The organism is Flavobacterium sp. KACC 22758 (assembly GCF_028736135.1).
Lineage (GTDB): Bacteria > Bacteroidota > Bacteroidia > Flavobacteriales > Flavobacteriaceae > Flavobacterium > Flavobacterium johnsoniae.
Genome location: NZ_CP117878.1, coordinates 2,785,968 through 2,802,663, shown reverse-complemented (window position 1 = coordinate 2,802,663; position 16,696 = coordinate 2,785,968). Strand labels below are relative to the sequence as shown.

16 protein-coding genes are annotated in these 16,696 nt (G+C 32.5%); 5 read left to right on the top strand and 11 right to left on the bottom strand.

Annotation, left to right across the window (positions count from 1 at the left end):
* Nucleotides 1–29 precede the first annotated feature (29 nt).
* The 6 genes from PQ462_RS12110 to PQ462_RS12085 all read right to left on the bottom strand — a co-directional run bounded on the left by PQ462_RS12110 (nucleotide 30) and on the right by PQ462_RS12085 (nucleotide 4,794).
* Entirely contained in the window at nucleotides 30–1,772 is a 1,743-nt protein-coding gene (locus PQ462_RS12110; RefSeq protein WP_274253693.1) for an APC family permease, read from the bottom strand.
* 117 nt (nucleotides 1,773–1,889) lie between these two features.
* The gene (locus PQ462_RS12105) at nucleotides 1,890–2,360 is read right to left on the bottom strand and encodes a nuclear transport factor 2 family protein (RefSeq protein WP_073411167.1); all 471 of its coding nucleotides are present in this window, start codon (nucleotides 2,358–2,360) and stop codon (nucleotides 1,890–1,892) included.
* Between the two features lie 51 nt (nucleotides 2,361–2,411).
* Entirely contained in the window at nucleotides 2,412–2,942 is a 531-nt protein-coding gene (locus PQ462_RS12100) for a hypothetical protein (RefSeq protein WP_274253691.1), read from the bottom strand.
* Nucleotides 2,943–2,953: 11 nt separating this feature from the next.
* On the bottom strand, nucleotides 2,954–3,433 hold the full coding sequence (locus tag PQ462_RS12095; protein WP_149208498.1) for a hypothetical protein: 480 nt from the start codon (nucleotides 3,431–3,433) through the stop codon (nucleotides 2,954–2,956).
* A gap of 6 nt (nucleotides 3,434–3,439) precedes the next feature.
* Entirely contained in the window at nucleotides 3,440–4,117 is a 678-nt protein-coding gene (locus PQ462_RS12090; RefSeq protein WP_274253690.1) for a peptidoglycan DD-metalloendopeptidase family protein, read from the bottom strand.
* Nucleotides 4,118–4,128: 11 nt separating this feature from the next.
* A complete protein-coding gene (locus tag PQ462_RS12085; RefSeq protein ID WP_274253689.1) occupies nucleotides 4,129–4,794 on the bottom strand; it encodes a spermidine synthase in 666 nt (221 codons plus the stop codon).
* A 65-nt stretch (nucleotides 4,795–4,859) separates the two neighbouring features.
* Between PQ462_RS12085 and PQ462_RS12080 the strand changes: the two genes are divergently transcribed.
* Nucleotides 4,860–5,411 (top strand): 1-acyl-sn-glycerol-3-phosphate acyltransferase, encoded by a 552-nt coding sequence (locus PQ462_RS12080; RefSeq protein WP_012024863.1) that lies wholly within the window; start codon nucleotides 4,860–4,862, stop codon nucleotides 5,409–5,411.
* Between the two features lie 83 nt (nucleotides 5,412–5,494).
* Here PQ462_RS12080 and PQ462_RS12075 read toward each other — a convergent pair whose 3' ends face one another.
* The gene (locus PQ462_RS12075; RefSeq protein WP_274253688.1) at nucleotides 5,495–5,962 is read right to left on the bottom strand and encodes a helix-turn-helix domain-containing protein; all 468 of its coding nucleotides are present in this window, start codon (nucleotides 5,960–5,962) and stop codon (nucleotides 5,495–5,497) included.
* Between the two features lie 312 nt (nucleotides 5,963–6,274).
* Between PQ462_RS12075 and PQ462_RS12070 the strand changes: the two genes are divergently transcribed.
* The 4 genes from PQ462_RS12070 (at nucleotide 6,275) to PQ462_RS12055 (ending at nucleotide 11,193) form a co-directional block, all read left to right on the top strand.
* A complete protein-coding gene (locus PQ462_RS12070) occupies nucleotides 6,275–7,429 on the top strand; it encodes a M14 family metallopeptidase (protein ID WP_274253687.1) in 1,155 nt (384 codons plus the stop codon).
* Nucleotides 7,430–7,506: 77 nt separating this feature from the next.
* Nucleotides 7,507–7,986, top strand: a complete 480-nt coding sequence (locus tag PQ462_RS12065; protein ID WP_008468989.1) for an Lrp/AsnC family transcriptional regulator — start codon at nucleotides 7,507–7,509, stop codon at nucleotides 7,984–7,986.
* 92 nt (nucleotides 7,987–8,078) lie between these two features.
* Nucleotides 8,079–10,664: a phosphoenolpyruvate carboxylase gene (locus PQ462_RS12060; protein ID WP_274253685.1), complete on the top strand. Its 2,586-nt coding sequence runs from the start codon at nucleotides 8,079–8,081 to the stop codon at nucleotides 10,662–10,664.
* Nucleotides 10,665–10,677: 13 nt separating this feature from the next.
* Nucleotides 10,678–11,193, top strand: a complete 516-nt coding sequence (locus tag PQ462_RS12055; RefSeq protein WP_274253684.1) for a DinB family protein — start codon at nucleotides 10,678–10,680, stop codon at nucleotides 11,191–11,193.
* Nucleotides 11,194–11,275: 82 nt separating this feature from the next.
* On the opposite strand, the gene recQ is transcribed toward PQ462_RS12055, so the two are convergent.
* From recQ to PQ462_RS12035, 4 genes are all read right to left on the bottom strand, one after another.
* Nucleotides 11,276–13,384: a DNA helicase RecQ gene (gene recQ, locus PQ462_RS12050; RefSeq protein WP_274253683.1), complete on the bottom strand. Its 2,109-nt coding sequence runs from the start codon at nucleotides 13,382–13,384 to the stop codon at nucleotides 11,276–11,278.
* 143 nt (nucleotides 13,385–13,527) lie between these two features.
* Nucleotides 13,528–13,941, bottom strand: a complete 414-nt coding sequence (locus PQ462_RS12045; protein ID WP_274253682.1) for a DNA primase — start codon at nucleotides 13,939–13,941, stop codon at nucleotides 13,528–13,530.
* A gap of 9 nt (nucleotides 13,942–13,950) precedes the next feature.
* Nucleotides 13,951–14,919 carry a deoxyhypusine synthase family protein gene (locus PQ462_RS12040; RefSeq protein WP_012024870.1) on the bottom strand — a complete coding sequence of 323 codons (969 nt, stop codon included), beginning with the start codon at nucleotides 14,917–14,919 and terminating at the stop codon, nucleotides 13,951–13,953.
* Nucleotides 14,920–15,027: 108 nt separating this feature from the next.
* The gene (locus tag PQ462_RS12035) at nucleotides 15,028–16,431 is read right to left on the bottom strand and encodes a decarboxylase (RefSeq protein WP_012024871.1); all 1,404 of its coding nucleotides are present in this window, start codon (nucleotides 16,429–16,431) and stop codon (nucleotides 15,028–15,030) included.
* Between the last annotated feature and the right edge of the window lie 265 nt (nucleotides 16,432–16,696).

Genomic DNA, 16,696 nt, shown 5'->3' with positions numbered 1-16,696 from the left:
TTATTAGAAAGATGTTTTCCAAAAAAAAACTACATAATCAAACGTACGCCGCCAAGATCTGAAACACGATACGAGAATTTGTTTCCGGGAGAACCTATAAACATAAAGTTTTTAGGAATTTTCCATTTCTGAGATAATTCGTCTATAATTTCAGGACCAAAAACGCCTTCAATTTCAAGGTATTCAATATCTATATTGTCGTAAGCACGATCCAGAACTTCTAAATCTTTTACCAAAGCTTCGTTTATAAGGCCGTCATTTTTTACATAAACAATTTTTAGCTTTTTGGTCGTTTCGTTGCCTTCTACATATTGAAGAACTTTGTTTAAAATGGCAATATTATCACCTTTGGTAAAAAAAACAAATTCCTGAGAATTAATTTCGGCACTTAAATTTTGAAGGTAACGATTGCTGAGAATTACCATTTTGCGAAGCGGCTGATAGAAATATTCTAAAATTTCGATAAGCACTTTTATAAGTATAACACGATTGAGCATTATTCCGATGAAAATCAGAGCCGGAACCATGTATTGTAAAAAGGTGTAAAAAGCGTTAATGTTTAATTTCATATTTCCGATAAAAGCGGCAATGATAAAAGAAACGGCAGCAAATACAGCCAATCCGTGCGCACGCTCAGGTCTTGGTAATTTTCGTCTTTTAAATTTAAGAAGCAGATTTCCGATTCCGAATAAAGCCATTACAGCTAAAAATGAAAAAGTATAAACTCCGGCCAAAGATTCTAAATGACCGTTTGTTGCAAAAAGCACTGATATACAAAGAATCAAAAAACTGATTACGATTCTATAATGTGATCCTCTTTTGTTTTGTTTTAAGAAAAAGTTAGGCAGGATTCTGTCAAGAGTCATTCGGTTTAATAATCCTGAGACACCCACAAATGAAGTTAAAACGGCACCGCATAACACCAAAACGGCATCTATAGAAATAAGCCATGCAAGCCATGATCCGCCTGTGGTTTCTCCTAAATGTGCTAAAAGTGATTCTTTGTTTTCTCCAACTTGTGCCAGGGGAATTACGCTTATTAACAAAATTGCAATTACGGGATTAAAAAAACTGACAAGCGCCCACATATTGCGCAGTGTTTTTGGAAAAACGCCCTGCTGCTGTTCTTCTACAAAATTGGCAGAACTTTCAAAACCAGAAATTCCGAGCATTGCAGCTGAAAAACCTAAAAAAAGAGCAGTTTTCAGACTGCCAAAAGCAATAGGTGTTTCCCAATTAATATGAAAAATGTTTAATCCGTGATTTAAAATAAACCAAATCGAAGCGAGAACAAGCAAACTCAAAGTGGCAATATGGGTTACAAAAATGATAACAGCCACAAAAGCAGATTCACCGATTCCGAGGATTGCGAGAAAAGTAAATAAAACTAAAACAATTACTGTGGCAATGGTAACATTTAATCCTTCAAAAATTCCGTGCAGGTAATGCATTCCTTCCGAAGCCGAAATTACTGCTGTTGCCATATAAGACAAAACGGTTAATGTGGCCGCCAGAGATGCTAAACGTTTTGTAGATGTATTTAATAGAACATTGTAAGCTCCTCCGTTTAACGGAATTGCCCCAACAACTTCACCATAAATTTTTCTGAATAAAAATAAAACAACTGCTACAATTAAAAGTGAAATCCAAGCATATTGTCCTGCATACAAAATCGTTAACGCCGATACGTAAAGACAGGATGAACTAATATCGTTTCCGCAGATTGCCGTTGCCTGCAATTGATTTAACTTTTTGTGTATTATTTCTTTCATGTTTTTTATTATTACAACACGATTAATTCAGCACCAAGTAAATTATAATCTACACGAAGGCAGATATTGAAAGCAGACTAAAAATACTTTTAGTATTTGTATATTGGAATACAGAAATTATTTTGATTCCTGAAATTTCTTTAAAGACAGCAATGCCTGCTGCTGGATTTTTTTATGAAAAAAACCTGTCCAGCCCAGTAAATATCCGGTGGTTCCAAAAGCTTGTTTTGACCATTTCCAAACATCAAAACTGTCTGTATGTTTGATAATTAATCCATCTTGAAAAGTAAATTCGGCAGAAATTCTGTTTACTACAGTTCGGTTGGTTTTACTAAAATTATAAGTAGCCACCCATTTTGCAGATCCTGTAAACTCATCAGCTTTAACATCAAAAAATTCAATTTTAATGTTTCCTTTACTTCTGGATAAAAGCATTTCCCACATTTTAGAAACTTGTTCTCCTTTTAATAAACCAAATGCCGGATCAATAAAATGAACTTTTGGATGATAACATTCAGCCATTGTTTTAAAATCAGAATTGGAAAAAGCAGTATAGAACTTTGTAATTAAAGCTTCGTTGGGAGTCATAAATTTGAAATTAGAATATAAATATAAGCTTTATTTTATAAAATGTTTTGTTTATAAAACACTAATTTCTTTAGCCGTGTCGTAACTCTTTTTAGATGTATCGTAAGCCGTTGAAAAATAATTCTTTTTGTTATGTGCGGTAAAATATCCGGTTTCGTTTCCAAAAGTATTTGCGCCGCCGTTTATAATGAATCGAACAGCATAAATGTCATTTTTTTTCAGTTTAGCAAATTCGGCAGGAGTAATGTAATAATAAGATGTTGTTTTTCCATCAGATGATTCTTTTACGTTTTTGTCTACACAAGCAATAACATCGGCGTTAGCCAAATCTACATAAAGTCCGCCGGCAATTCTGGCCTTATCATTTGATGTTGCAATGGTTATTTTTAAAATGCCGCCTTTATCTGTTTTTGCAATCTGAATATTGGTTTCGCCTGTAAAAGCATATTTTTCGCAGATAAATGTATAATCCTGTGTTGCCGGAAATGGCTGAGAACCTTTTACGCTCATGGTCTGCTGCGCATTAACATTTACAAAAGCTGCAATAAACAGTAATAAAAGCAGTGGCATTTTTAATTTCATATAGTTGTACTTTATTGTTCGGCTATTTTGGCATCAAATTTTTCATCCCAGTCCATTGATTTTATGGCAGATATTAAATTTTCTTCGTTTACAAAAACGCGAAGTTCCTTGTTAGCTACTTTTTTACTGTATAAAGCGTGATAACGGTAAATAACTTCGTTTTTAGTTTTATAAACTCCGTCTAATTTCAAATCAATAAAACTTCCATAATATTGTCTAAATCTTGTACAGGTTTTAGTCAATCGTTCTTCTGTCGTATTTTCTCTAACAGACTGAGTAACTTCAGTTTCATTAAAAGGTTTGAACTTTGATGTGTTACAGGTTTCTAAAACTCTTTTTCCTAGTTCATAAGCTTTTCTCTGCTGTTCAGAACTAATTTCGGCATTAGAAACTTTTTTAATTTTTAAATCTTCAGTATCTCTGCTTACAGTTTTAGATTTACATCCAATTAATAATAATAGCAAACATATAATCAATCCCGCTTTCTTCATAATCATTTAAGTTATTTTTAATAATAAGTTAGGGTCGGGGCAATTTTCTATATAAAAATTCAAATCGTTTGTATTGCAGACTCCGGGATAATCGCCCCATTTGTCTTCCATGTTTTTTATAATCTGAAAGTGAACATGGGGTGCATAATCTCCGTTAACAGTTGAATTTCCTAATGCGGCAATTTGGCTGCCTTTTTTAAAAATTGTCCCAACGGTAAGGTTTTCTATACTTTCTAACGATAAATGTCCGTATAAAGTATAAAATTTTTCATTTTCAGCTTCATGTTCTAATATTATAGTAGGTCCATAATCCCCAAGACCTTCGTTGTTTTGAAAACTGTGTACTTTTCCATCCAGCGGTGCTAAAACAGCAGTTCCGGCTTTTGCCCATAAATCAAGCCCTATATGAATATTTCTTTCGGCAATAGAATCGTTTTTAAAAATGGTACTCCTTTTATATAAGTTACGTCCTTCAATGTAGCCGCCATAAGCAACCTCTGCATTATTATCTGCTAAATATCCAAAAATAAAACGCTCAAAATCTTCAGATGTTTCAGGTTTACTTTCGACTAATTCTGTATTAGTTATAGATAAATCTAAAGGAAGATATTTTGAAAAATCAATAGAGGCATCGATAATTTTAGTAGGTGGTAAGGCTTTTAATATAGATTCAAGAGGTTTCATAAAGATAATATTTAAGACTGCTTTTCGATTATTATTAGTTCATTATGCACTTCTATGCGGGGCAGCATTTTTGAAGTAAACAATTTTGGATTTATTTCAGATATATACTTTCTGTTTCTAACATTATGAGCTTCGTCTAAAATCATTGTATTAAATAAAACGAAGCCGTGATCTTTTAAAAGAAAACAAATTCTCTCGCTGAAAAACTTTTCAAACAAAAAGTTAGGCATATTGGTATCTTCAAAAATATCAATAATTATTAAATCATATTTATCTTTAGTTTTTAAAACAAATTCAAAGGCATCATCAATTACAATTTCGAGCTGTTGTATTTCATTTAAGTTAAAATACTGATTGGCGATCTGAATCATGTCGGAATCAATTTCAACACCCGTAATCTTTCCTTTATATTCGATTTCATCAACCAATGTTTTGATTACGCTGCCGCCGGCAACTCCCAGAACCAATATATGATCCATTTCGAGAACTTTATTGTAACCAATATTTCGAAGTCCGTATCTTAATATGCGCTGCAGACTTCCGTAAGAGTAATTAGTGTTTTCAGAATCTAAAACCAGCTCTCCATTTGCCCAGGTAACTTCGATAACTTTGCTTCGGGCCGATTTTTTTTTGAAGATTTTAATTGGATAAAGATAACTGAATAGTTTTTGAATCATTTTGTAATGCTTTTACTCAAAAATACCATTTTAAATCTTTTATTTTGCAAGAAATATCAATTTTAATGAAGAAAAGACTCTATAAATTCATCTTTTATAAGCTAATGGGCTGGAAAATAGTGGGAATAGAAAATGCCGAAGTGAAAAAATGTATATTAATGGTAATGCCTCATACAAGTAACCATGATTTTTATATTGGTTTATTAACCAGAGGAATTTCCGGCCTGCAGATGAATTGGGTTGGAAAGAAAGAATTATTCAAATTTCCGTTTGGATATTATTTTAGAAATGTTGGCGGTGAACCAATTGACCGCACGGGCGGATTAAATAAAGTAGATTCTATCGCTGCTATTTTTGATCGTAAAGAAGTTTTTCGTTTGGCAGTTGCTCCGGAAGGAACCAGAAAAGGAGTAACCGAAATTAAAACGGGTTTTTATTATATCGCGCTTAAAGCGAATGTGCCAATTGTTCCAGTAGCTTTTGACTGGGGCAAAAAAGAAGTTAATCTTGGAAAGCCATTTTACCCAACAGGGAATTATGAAGCTGATTGGGAAATTTTAAAACAGCATTATAAAGGTGTTTTAGGAAAAATTCCCGGAAACGGAATTCAGATCTAAATTTTGGATATTTTTTATGATTCGTGAGAATCGCTTAAATGAAAAATAATTTTAAAAATTTTCAAATACGCGAAATTTTCGGCTTATGGTACATAAGCCTTAAAAGTTCCGTTTTTGTAGAAAAATACAATTTTCTCAATTTCGTCTTCTTCAAAACTTATATTTGACCTTTTGGGCTCTGCATAATTTTTAACTGGAGTTTTTTCTTCTTCATAATGTAACTGAGAAAACAAATCAATTTCAGAATGATTTTCATTTGATGAAGCAGGGGAGTCTTCACTTTTTAGATCAGATTTAGGTTCAAATTTTAAAGTTTCATTTTCAGATTTAGGAAAATTTCCTTTTCCTAAAAGCATCCAATATAAATCTACTTCTGGAAAAACATCCAGAATTTTCATGACAAAATCAAGACTTGGTTTATTTCTTCCAGACAATAGGTGAGACATACTAGATCGCTGCACGCCAATTTTGTCTGCAAAAGAAGAAGCATTTAGTCCATAATAATCGAGTATTATTTCCAGTCTTTTTACAAAATCATCGATGTTTACCATTGTAAATTATATTTAAAATTTAACCTGTTTACAAATGTAACTAAAAAGATTTGATAATGCAATTTTACAGTTGTAAATACTCTAAATTATACACAAATAAGCCAATAATTACTTTATATAATGATGTATAAATCACTGAAATATAATGTTTTAATTTTTAACACTTAAAGTAATAACAATTGTTAACTGCTTTTTAAAGAAATACTTGAATTTAATCTAAAAACCTGTTTACATTTCTAAATTCAGTTATTTTTTCAATGTTTACAATTGTAAAAATAAAGATGTTTACTTTTGTAAACTAATCAAAACACAATGAATTTAGAAGAATTATTTAACCAATACAAAGAACAATCAATTGAAGGACGTTATCTAACTTTAGATCATATCAAACCTTTATTAGATAAATTAAATACTAATAATGAAGTAAAAGTTATTGGCAAATCTGTTTTAGGAGAACCTATATATAGTTACCAATTTGGGACAGGAAAAACACGTATATATTTATGGTCTCAAATGCACGGTAACGAAAGCACTACAACAAAAGCGCTTTTTGACTTTATTAATGTATTAAACAGCAAATCTGATTTTGCAGTAAAAATGCTTACTACATTTACATTTTATGCCATTCCTATTTTAAATCCTGACGGCGCCAGGCTTTATACTCGCGAGAACGCAAATAAAATTGACTTAAACCGCGATTCTCAAAACCTTACACAGCCGGAAAGTAATGTTCTAAGAGAGGTTTTCGAAGCTTTTAAGCCTGATTTCTGCTTTAATCTTCACGATCAGCGTACAATTTTTGGTGCAGGCGACACAGGAAAGCCTGCAACGGTTTCTTTTTTGGCTCCGTCTTATAATGAGGAAAGGGAAATAAATGAAAACCGCCAAAAAGCTATCAATTTAATTGCCGGAATTAACGATGAATTGCAGAAATATATTCCCGGACAAGTGGGCAGATTTGACGATTCGTTCAATATAAACTGTATAGGAGACACTTTTCAGTTTTTAGGTGTTCCTACTATATTATTTGAAGCAGGCCATTATCCTAACGACTACGATAGGGAAATTACCAGAAAATACATATTTTTCTCACTAATTTCGAGCTTTAAGCTTATAAGCGAAAACGATTTAGTTGTCAATAGAAATTCCGATTATTTGAATATTTCACAAAATAAAGTGGTTTTTTATGATTTTATGTATAAAAATATCAAAATAAATTATGATGGTATCGAAATTATTACGAATTTTGTCGCACAATACAAAGAAGAATTGATTGAAAATAAGATTCATTTTAATGCTTACATAGTCGAGGCAGGCGAATTGGAAAATTATTTTGGTCATTACGAATACGATGGAAGAGGAGCTGTTTATTCTGATGATTATTCTAATATTCCGAAAATGAACCAAAAAGCAGATTTTTATTTAAATAAAAACATTAAATTTGTTAACGGGTTGATAAAAAGTTAATTTTTATGTGAATTTGTTATTTTTTATATATATTTTTATACTTTGTAATAGCAATTAGTAATATTAATTAAAGAATTATGAGTAAATTTCGTTTAGATGAAGTAGATCACCAGATTTTAGATATGTTAATAGACAACACGAGAGTACCGTTTACTGACATTGCAAAAAAACTATTGATTTCTGCTGGTACAGTACACGTTAGAGTAAAAAAGATGGAGGATGCCGGTATCATCATGGGGTCTTCATTAGCCTTAGATTACGATAAATTAGGTTATTCATTTATTGCTTATGTTGGGGTTTTCCTTAACAATACATCACAAACTAAATTTGTACTAGAGCGTATCAATCAAATTCCGTTCGTAACAGTAGCTTCTGTAACGACAGGAAAATTCAATATCTTTTGTAAAATCAGAGCAAAAGATACTAAACACGCAAAAGAAGTTATTTTCATGATTGATGATATCGATGGTGTTTACAGAACTGAAACTATGATTTCATTAGAGGAAAGTATTAACGATAAGAAGCGTTTGATGCATACTATTTTTAAAAATATGTAAAAATTCCTCTTGAATGCTATATTATAAAATATACCTCAAGTTTTTCTTGGGGTTTTTTTATGACTAATTAACCAACCAACTATAACACAATTATGTACACGTTGCCAAAAATAGAACGTTTTAACAAAGACGTTCTTTCTAAATATCACATTTACAATAGTGTTTTCATAACATTACCATTTGATTCTATAGATAACACAGGAGTTTTACTTCCTTTATTTACAGAAACCTGCGAAACGGGATTTAAAAAACAGGAAACACCAAAAGAAATTTTTGATTTCTTTTCAAATAAGTTCCTAAACAATGCTTCAGAAACTGAGAAAATCGATCTTATGTTTCGATTTATTCAATATATTGAGCGTCAGATTGTATTATTTGATGCTATTGAAGATGCAGCTTTTCCTGAAGTTAATAATATGGAAGGGCGCGGCTCTTTGCGAGATATTAAAGAAAAATCAGACGCTAAGGAAAAAGACGATGAACTGGTAGATTTCTTAGAAAGCTTTAATGTCCGCACAGTTTTAACAGCACACCCAACACAATTTTATCCTGGACCGGTACTTGGAATTATAAATGATTTGACAGAAGCAATTCGTCAGAACGATTTATTGCAAATTAAACAATTGCTTGCGCAGCTGGGAAAAACACCTTTTATTCAGCACGAAAAACCAAATCCTTACGACGAAGCGGTAAGTTTAATTTGGTACCTTGAAAATGTATTCTATGCTACTGCCGGAGAAATTGTACATTATCTTCAAAAAAATCTTCACGACGGAAACCCAATCAAGAATCAATTGATAAAACTTGGATTCTGGCCTGGAGGTGACCGCGACGGAAATCCATTTGTTACAACAGAAATTACTCTTAAAGTTGCAGATCGTTTAAGAACTTCAATTTTAAAGTGCTATTATGTTGAAATGAGAAACTTAAAAAGAAAGCTAACTTTCTCAGGTGTAGATACTTTGGTATCTGATCTTGAACATAAGCTTTACCGTTCTGTTTTTTATTCTAAAGGTGAAATTTTCATCACTTTAGATGAATTATTAACGCAGTTGAATACTATTCGTACTATAATTATTGAAAAACATCAATCATTATATCTAGATGAATTAGAAGCACTTTTAGTAAAAATTAATCTATTCGGATTCCATTTTGCTACTTTAGATATTCGTCAGAACAGCAAAATTCATAATGCCGTATTTAAAGATGTTGTGAATTATTATTTGAATTCTGGTTCAGATATTTTTCCTAAGAATTATTATGATTTAACAGAAGATCAAAAAATCGATGTTTTATCAAAAGTACAAGGGAATTTAAATCCTGCCGATTTTGAAAACGAAATTACAAGATCGACTTTAGAATCTGTTCAGGCTATCAAAACGATTCAGGCAAACAATGGTGAAGAAGGCGCTAATCGTTACATTATCAGCAACAATGAAAGTGCTCTGAATGTAATGGAGACTTTTGCAATGATCCGCTTAAACAATTGGGAAAACCCAACTGTTGATATTATCCCGCTTTTTGAATCTGTTGATGACTTACAGAATGCGCACCAAATTATGGAGCAGCTGTATACTAATCCGGAATATTCTAAACATTTAAAATCAAGAGGAAATGAGCAGACAATTATGCTTGGTTTCTCTGATGGAACAAAAGACGGCGGTTATTTAATGGCTAACTGGAGTATTTATCAGGCTAAAATTTCTTTGACTGAAATTTCAAGAAAATACGGAATTAAAGCTATTTTCTTTGACGGACGCGGCGGACCTCCTGCACGAGGCGGTGGAAAAACACATAAATTCTACGCTTCATTAGGACCAAAAATTGAAAATAAAGAAATCCAGATAACAGTTCAGGGACAAACTATTAGTTCTAATTTTGGAACTTTAGATTCTTGCCGTTTTAATATCGAAAACTTATTAAGTGCCGGTGTTACGAATCAGGTATTTGGTAAAGAAAAGAATGAATTATCTGCTCAAGAAACTCAAATCCTGACACAATTAGCTGATTTAGGATATGAGAAGTATTTGAGCTTTAAGAATCACCCAAAATTTATTCCTTATTTGGAAAAAATGAGTACGTTGAAATATTATTCTAAAACAAACATTGGAAGCCGTCCATCAAAAAGAAGTAAATCTGAATCATTAGATTTTGCTGATTTAAGAGCAATTCCGTTTGTGGGTTCTTGGAGTCAGTTAAAACAAAATGTACCAGGATTTTTTGGAGTAGGAACAGCTTTAAAACATTTTGAAGAATCTGGCCAGTGGGACAAAGTAAGTGATTTGTACCACAATTCATTGTTCTTTAAAACCCTGCTTGAAAACAGTATGATGTCATTGGCTAAATCATTTTTACCATTAACAGCTTACATGAGAAAAGATCCTGAGTTTGGTGAATTCTGGCAGATTATCCATGATGAATTCTCTGAAACAAAACGTCTTTTATTGAAAATTGCAGGTCATAAAACCTTAATGGAAAATTATCCTGATGGTATAGCTTCAATTCAAATAAGAGAGCGTATTGTACTGCCATTGTTGACGATACAACAATATGCATTGTCAAAAATAAATGAATTAAACAAAGAGAGTTCTCCAAATGAAGAGCTTATTAAAGTGTACGAGAAAATTGTAACGAGATCTCTTTTTGGAAATACAAATGCAAGTAGAAATTCAGCTTAAATAATAAACAGAAATGAAAACCGTAGAATTATTAGATAATGAATACTCTGGTCATTTTGGCACTTATATCAAAGAAGCCGGCGATGGAATTTTAATTGAAGAATTAGAAATTTCGCTTCATGAGTTTATCAGATTTGTTCAGGATATTCCAATGGATAAATTTGATTATCGTTATGCAGAAGGCAAGTGGACGATTAAAGATATCATTCAGCATGTTATTGATACAGAACGTATTTTTGCATATCGCGCTTTAAGATTTTCAAGAAATGATAAAACGCCTCTGCCAAGTTTTGAGGAAAGTGAATATGCTGACAACACTGATTCTAACAAAAGAAGTATTCAGGATTTATTAACTGAATTTTCTGCCGTAAGACATTCAAATTTATTGTTTTACAAAAGTTTATCTGATGAACAGCTTAAACGAATTGGAACTGCTTCAGGCAACCCAATTTCAGTAAGAGCTTTAGGTTTTGTAATAATCGGCCATGCAAAACATCATCAAAAAGTTTTTAGAGAAAGATATTTGTAAAGCTTGGAGTTAAAACATAAAGTAAACCCGACAGGTTTTAAAACCTGTCGGGTTTGTTATTTAGAAAAGTATGTAATTCAAATTAATTCTGTTTTTTCTCAATAAACGCTAAACCAAAACGGATTTTATCATAAGACATTTTTTCTTCAAAATAATCAAAGTAAGGTTTTAACGCGCTTGGTTTTTCTAATTCAATCTGTGCTTTTTCAATTGCAGCAATTTCTTCATTAGAAACAAACTGGCTTAAATCTAAATCATGACCGTCTGTATATAATTTGGCTAAATGAGAAACAATCGTTGTTTCTCCTAAATTTCGCTGCCCGGCGATTTCTTCAATAGAAAGTCCGTTTTTGAATAATTCTAATGTTTTAGCGTAGGTGCTGTCTTTTTTTTCTTTTTTAACAACCGATTTGTTTCTTTGAAACTCAACAATTGCATTGATAAATTCTGCACCGTATTTTTCGAGTTTTGCTTTTCCAACACCTTCAACAGCCAGAAACTCTTCATCGCTCATTGGTCTTAAGATTTCCATTTGTCTTAAAGATGCATCGCTGAAAATTACATATGCCGGAACTTCTTCTTCTTTAGCAATTTCATAACGTAATTTTCTAAGGGTTTCAAAAAGAGAATTTTTAACAGCCTTTGCTTTCTCTTGTTTTATTTCATTTTTATCAATTACTTTCTTGACAACTGTTGTAAGCTTTACTTTTTCACCTTCAAATAAAACTTTTTTAGCAAAAGGCGTCAATAAAATTTTATTATGCTGGTGGAAGGCAATTTCGCAATATCCTAAATTAATAAGCTGAATTAAATATTGATTCCAGTCGTACCACGAAATATCAGCACCAATTCCGTACGTTTTTAGCTCCTGATAATTTTTTTCGTAGATATACGCGTTTCTCGAGCCTCTTAAAAAATCAACAATTACAGCCAAAGGCTCAGACTCCTGTAATCTTGTAATTGCAGAAAGCGCTTTTTGTGCGAGAATCGTCCCATCGAAAAAAGTTGGCGGATTTTTGCAAATATCACAATTACCGCAATTCTCTGTCACCAATTCACCGAAATAAGAAAGCAGAATCTTTCGCCTGCAGCTTACAGCATCGGCATATTGTTTCATTCGGTCTAATTTGGCAAGCTGCACATCTGCATTCAATCCATCCGAAGCAAATTTTTGAAGCTGAATTACATCTGCATAACTTTCAAATAAAACCGTTTCAGCAGGAAGGCCGTCACGACCCGCACGGCCAATTTCCTGATAATAACCTTCTATGTTTTTAGGAAGATTGTAATGAATTACCCATCGTACATTTGATTTATCAATTCCCATCCCAAATGCAATCGTGGCACATACAACCTGACAATCGTCGTTTATAAATTCATCTTGTGTTTTGGCACGGGTTGTATTGTCTAGACCTGCGTGATAGGCTTTTGCTGCAATTCCGTTTTTTGCTAATTTTTCAGCAAGTTCTTCGGTTGTTTTTCGGCTTAAACAATAGATTATTCCGGATTCATTTGGCTTATTTTCTACAAAGTCAATAATTTGTTTTACCCGGTCTAATGCAGGGCGTACTTCAAGGCTTAAATTTTTTCGGTCAAAAGAAGCTACAAAAGTTTTTGGATTTTTTAAATTGAGCTGTTTTGTAATATCAACACGTGTCGCTTTGTCGGCAGTTGCTGTTAAAGCCAAAACAGGAGTAGAAGGGAAGCGGTTTTTTAAATAACCCAAATTGGTATAAGCCGGCCTGAAATCGTGTCCCCAGGATGAAATACAATGTGCTTCGTCGATTGCGATTAAACTAATAGTTAATTCGCTAAAAATGGTGTCTAAATACGATAAACTTTCAGGCGCAATGTAAACAAGTTTAAAAGTATTCGTTTTTAAATTTTCTATATAATACTGCTGTTCTTCTGAAGATTGGCTGCTGTTGATGTAACAAGCTGAAATACCATTTGATTTTAAACTGTCAACCTGATCTTTCATTAAAGCGATCAGAGGTGAAATTACAATCGTTATTCCTGGCAGTACAAGCGCAGGTAATTGAAAGCATATCGATTTTCCTCCTCCGGTTGGCATAATAGCCAGAGCGTCATTACCAGACAAGACTGTAGTAATGATAGTTTCCTGATTGGGTCTGAATTTTTCAAATCCAAAATTTTCCTTTAGTTTGGCGTGTAGTAGTTCTGAATTCATGCGGCGAATATTTATATCTGGAACTAAATCCAAAATATAAATATAGTATTTTTCTTATAATTAAATAAAATTTTATTTACCAATCTAATTTCATAAAAAAAGGAACCCTAAATGAGTTCCTTAGTTTATTTTAAAACGAATAATTAATCTTCGTCATCTTCATCATCTTCATCGTCAGCGATATCATCTCTATCTCTGTCATCATCGTCATCGTCATCATCGCCGCCGTCAGTATCTGGTTTATCCTGAGTGTCATCATCGTCATCGTCATCAGCTTCATCATCAAGATCAATACCTTTTACTGGTTCGATTGTGTCAACATCAAGATCGATATCGTCATCTTCATCATAATTTTCGATTCTGTCAGCCAGTTTAGTACTGATTTTTACTAAATAAATAGTGTCTTCAGTACGAACTTCAACAGCTTCTACTAATTCGTTTTTAGCGTTTCTAAAACGGATAACATCCGAATCATCATAACCATCAGGAAATTTTTCAACCAAAAGGTTTAAAATTTCATTTGTCAGTTTGGCGTAGTCTACTATAACTCTTTTCATAAAAATATCCTATAAATCTAATAAATATGCAAAAATTAATGGTGCAACGATTGTAGCATCCGACTCAATAATAAATTTAGGGGTTTTAATGTCTAATTTACCCCATGTGATTTTTTCATTTGGAACAGCTCCAGAATATGAACCATAACTAGTGGTTGAATCTGAAATCTGGCAGAAATAGCTCCAGAAAGGAACGTCATGCATTTCCATATCCTGATATAACATTGGTACAACGCAAATTGGGAAATCTCCAGCAATACCACCTCCAATTTGGAAGAATCCAATTCCGTTAGCACTGTTTTTAGAGTACCAGTCAGCAAGGAAAGTCATGTATTCGATACCTGATTTCATTGTTGATGCTTTTAAGTCACCTTTAATCACATAAGAAGCAAAGATGTTACCCATTGTACTGTCTTCCCATCCAGGAACAATAATTGGTAAGTTTTTTTCAGCTGCAGCATACATCCAGCTGTCTTTTAAATCAATTTCGTAGTATTCTTCAAGAACTCCTGATAATAACATTTTATACATGAATTCATGCGGGAAATAACGTTCTCCCTTATCATCAGCATCTTTCCAGATTTTATAGATATGTTTTTGTAAACGTCTAAAAGCCTCATGCTCAGGAATACAAGTATCAGTAACACGATTTAATCCTCTTTCCAGTAAAGCCCATTCGTCTTCTGGGGTCAAATCACGGTAATTAGGAACTCTTTCGTAGTGAGAATGAGCTACTAAATTCATGATGTCTTCTTCTAGATTGGCTCCAGTACATGAAATAATTTGTACTTTATCTTGTCTAATTATTTCAGCGAAAATTTTACCTATTTCGGCTGTACTCATAGCTCCAGCCATACTTACCAACATTTTTGAGCCATTAGCCAGTTGTTGTTCGTATTCTTTGGCTGCATCCACAAGTGAAGCAGAGTTAAAGTGTAAATAATGTTTTTCAATAAACTGACTGATTGGTCCTTTCATTTTGTTTTTGTTTTTTTGTTTTTTTTGAATTAAAAGTTTTTAACCTTTTTACTGTATATGCAAATTAAGAATTTTATAGAAAATAACTTTTTAATTTGCAGATTTTTTTTACAATTTTTTCTTGTAGCCTAAAATCTTTAAAACATCATCAGAAGTCTGCTGCTCAGAGAAAACCTCTGTTGCAAGAATTCCGTTTTCGTCACGATCAATTAAAATATGTTTTGGCTGCGGAATCAAACAGTGGTGTAATCCTCCGTATCCTCCAATAGTTTCCTGATAGGCTCCTGTATTAAAGAAACCAATGTATAATGGCTTTTCCTTATTGTATTTAGGCAGGTAAATTGCGTTCATATTTTGTTCTGAATTGTAATAATCATCACTATCACAAGTTAAACCTCCTAACAAAACCCGCTCGTAAGTATCATTCCAGCGGTTTATAGCCAGCATGATAAAACGTTTATTGATTGCCCAGGTATCAGGCAGAGTAGTGATGAAAGATGAATCGATCATATTCCATTTTTCTCTGTCATTTTGCTGCTTTTGATACAAAATCTGATAAATTGCACCACCGCTTTCTCCTACAGTAAATGAACCAAATTCTGTAAATATATTTGGCACATCAACTTCTGCTTCTTCGCAGGCAATTTTAATTTGATTGATAATTTCATCAATCATATATTGGTAATCATATTCAAATGCAAGCGAGTTTTTAATTGGGAAACCGCCTCCAATGTTCAAACCATCAAGAGTAGGGCATTCCTTTTTAAGCGCAATGTATACTTTAATACATTTTACAAGCTCGTTCCAGTAATATGAAGTATCGTTGATTCCGGTATTAATGAAAAAGTGAAGCATTTTAAGCTCTAATTTGTCATTTTCCTGAATTTGTTTTTTATAAAAAGAAACAATGTTCTTATATCCAATTCCTAATCTTGATGTATAAAACTCAAATTTAGGTTCTTCTTCGGCTGCAATACGAATTCCAATTTTGAATTTACCTTTAATTTCTCCCTGAAGTAAATCCAGCTCTTCATAGTTATCAATAATAGGAATAGTATTTTTATGTCCGTTATTGATTAATCTAGCAATATTTGAAATGTATTCGTCTCTTTTAAAACCGTTACAAATTACATAAGTACTTTTGTTGATTTTACCATTTTCTAATAAATTCTCAACAATATTAACGTCAAATGCTGATGAAGTTTCAATATGAATGTTATTCTTGAAAGCTTCATTCATAATATATTCAAAATGAGAGCTTTTTGTACAATAGCAATAGTAATACTTTGCTTCGTATTTATTTTTTTCCATTGCTTTTCTGAACCAAGATTTTGCCTTGTTGATATTTTCAGAAATTTGCGGCAGGTAAGTAAACTTTAAAGGTGTTCCATATTGTTCTACCAATTTCATCAAATCGATGTTGTGAAACAATAAGTTGTCTTTATTTAGTTTAAACTCTTCTTGCGGGAAATAATATGTTTGGTTTATTAGATCAGAATATTTTGTATTCATTTAGTTTTCAATATTTTAATTTGTTATTTAAATTTAGTAAAAAATCTCGGCTAAATCTTAAATTCAAACTCTAATATTGGCAAATACAATTTGCAGTTTTTCGTGTTCTGCTTTTGAGCATAAGAAAACATCAAAACAAAACGGGCTTTTGCTATTGTAAAAACGGTTCAACATCCTTAGTAAAGAACTATTGAGACGGTTTCTGTAAGAGCTGAATTGTCTTTGTTTATTGTTTGTTTTCATCGAGGCAAATGTAAAAAATAAA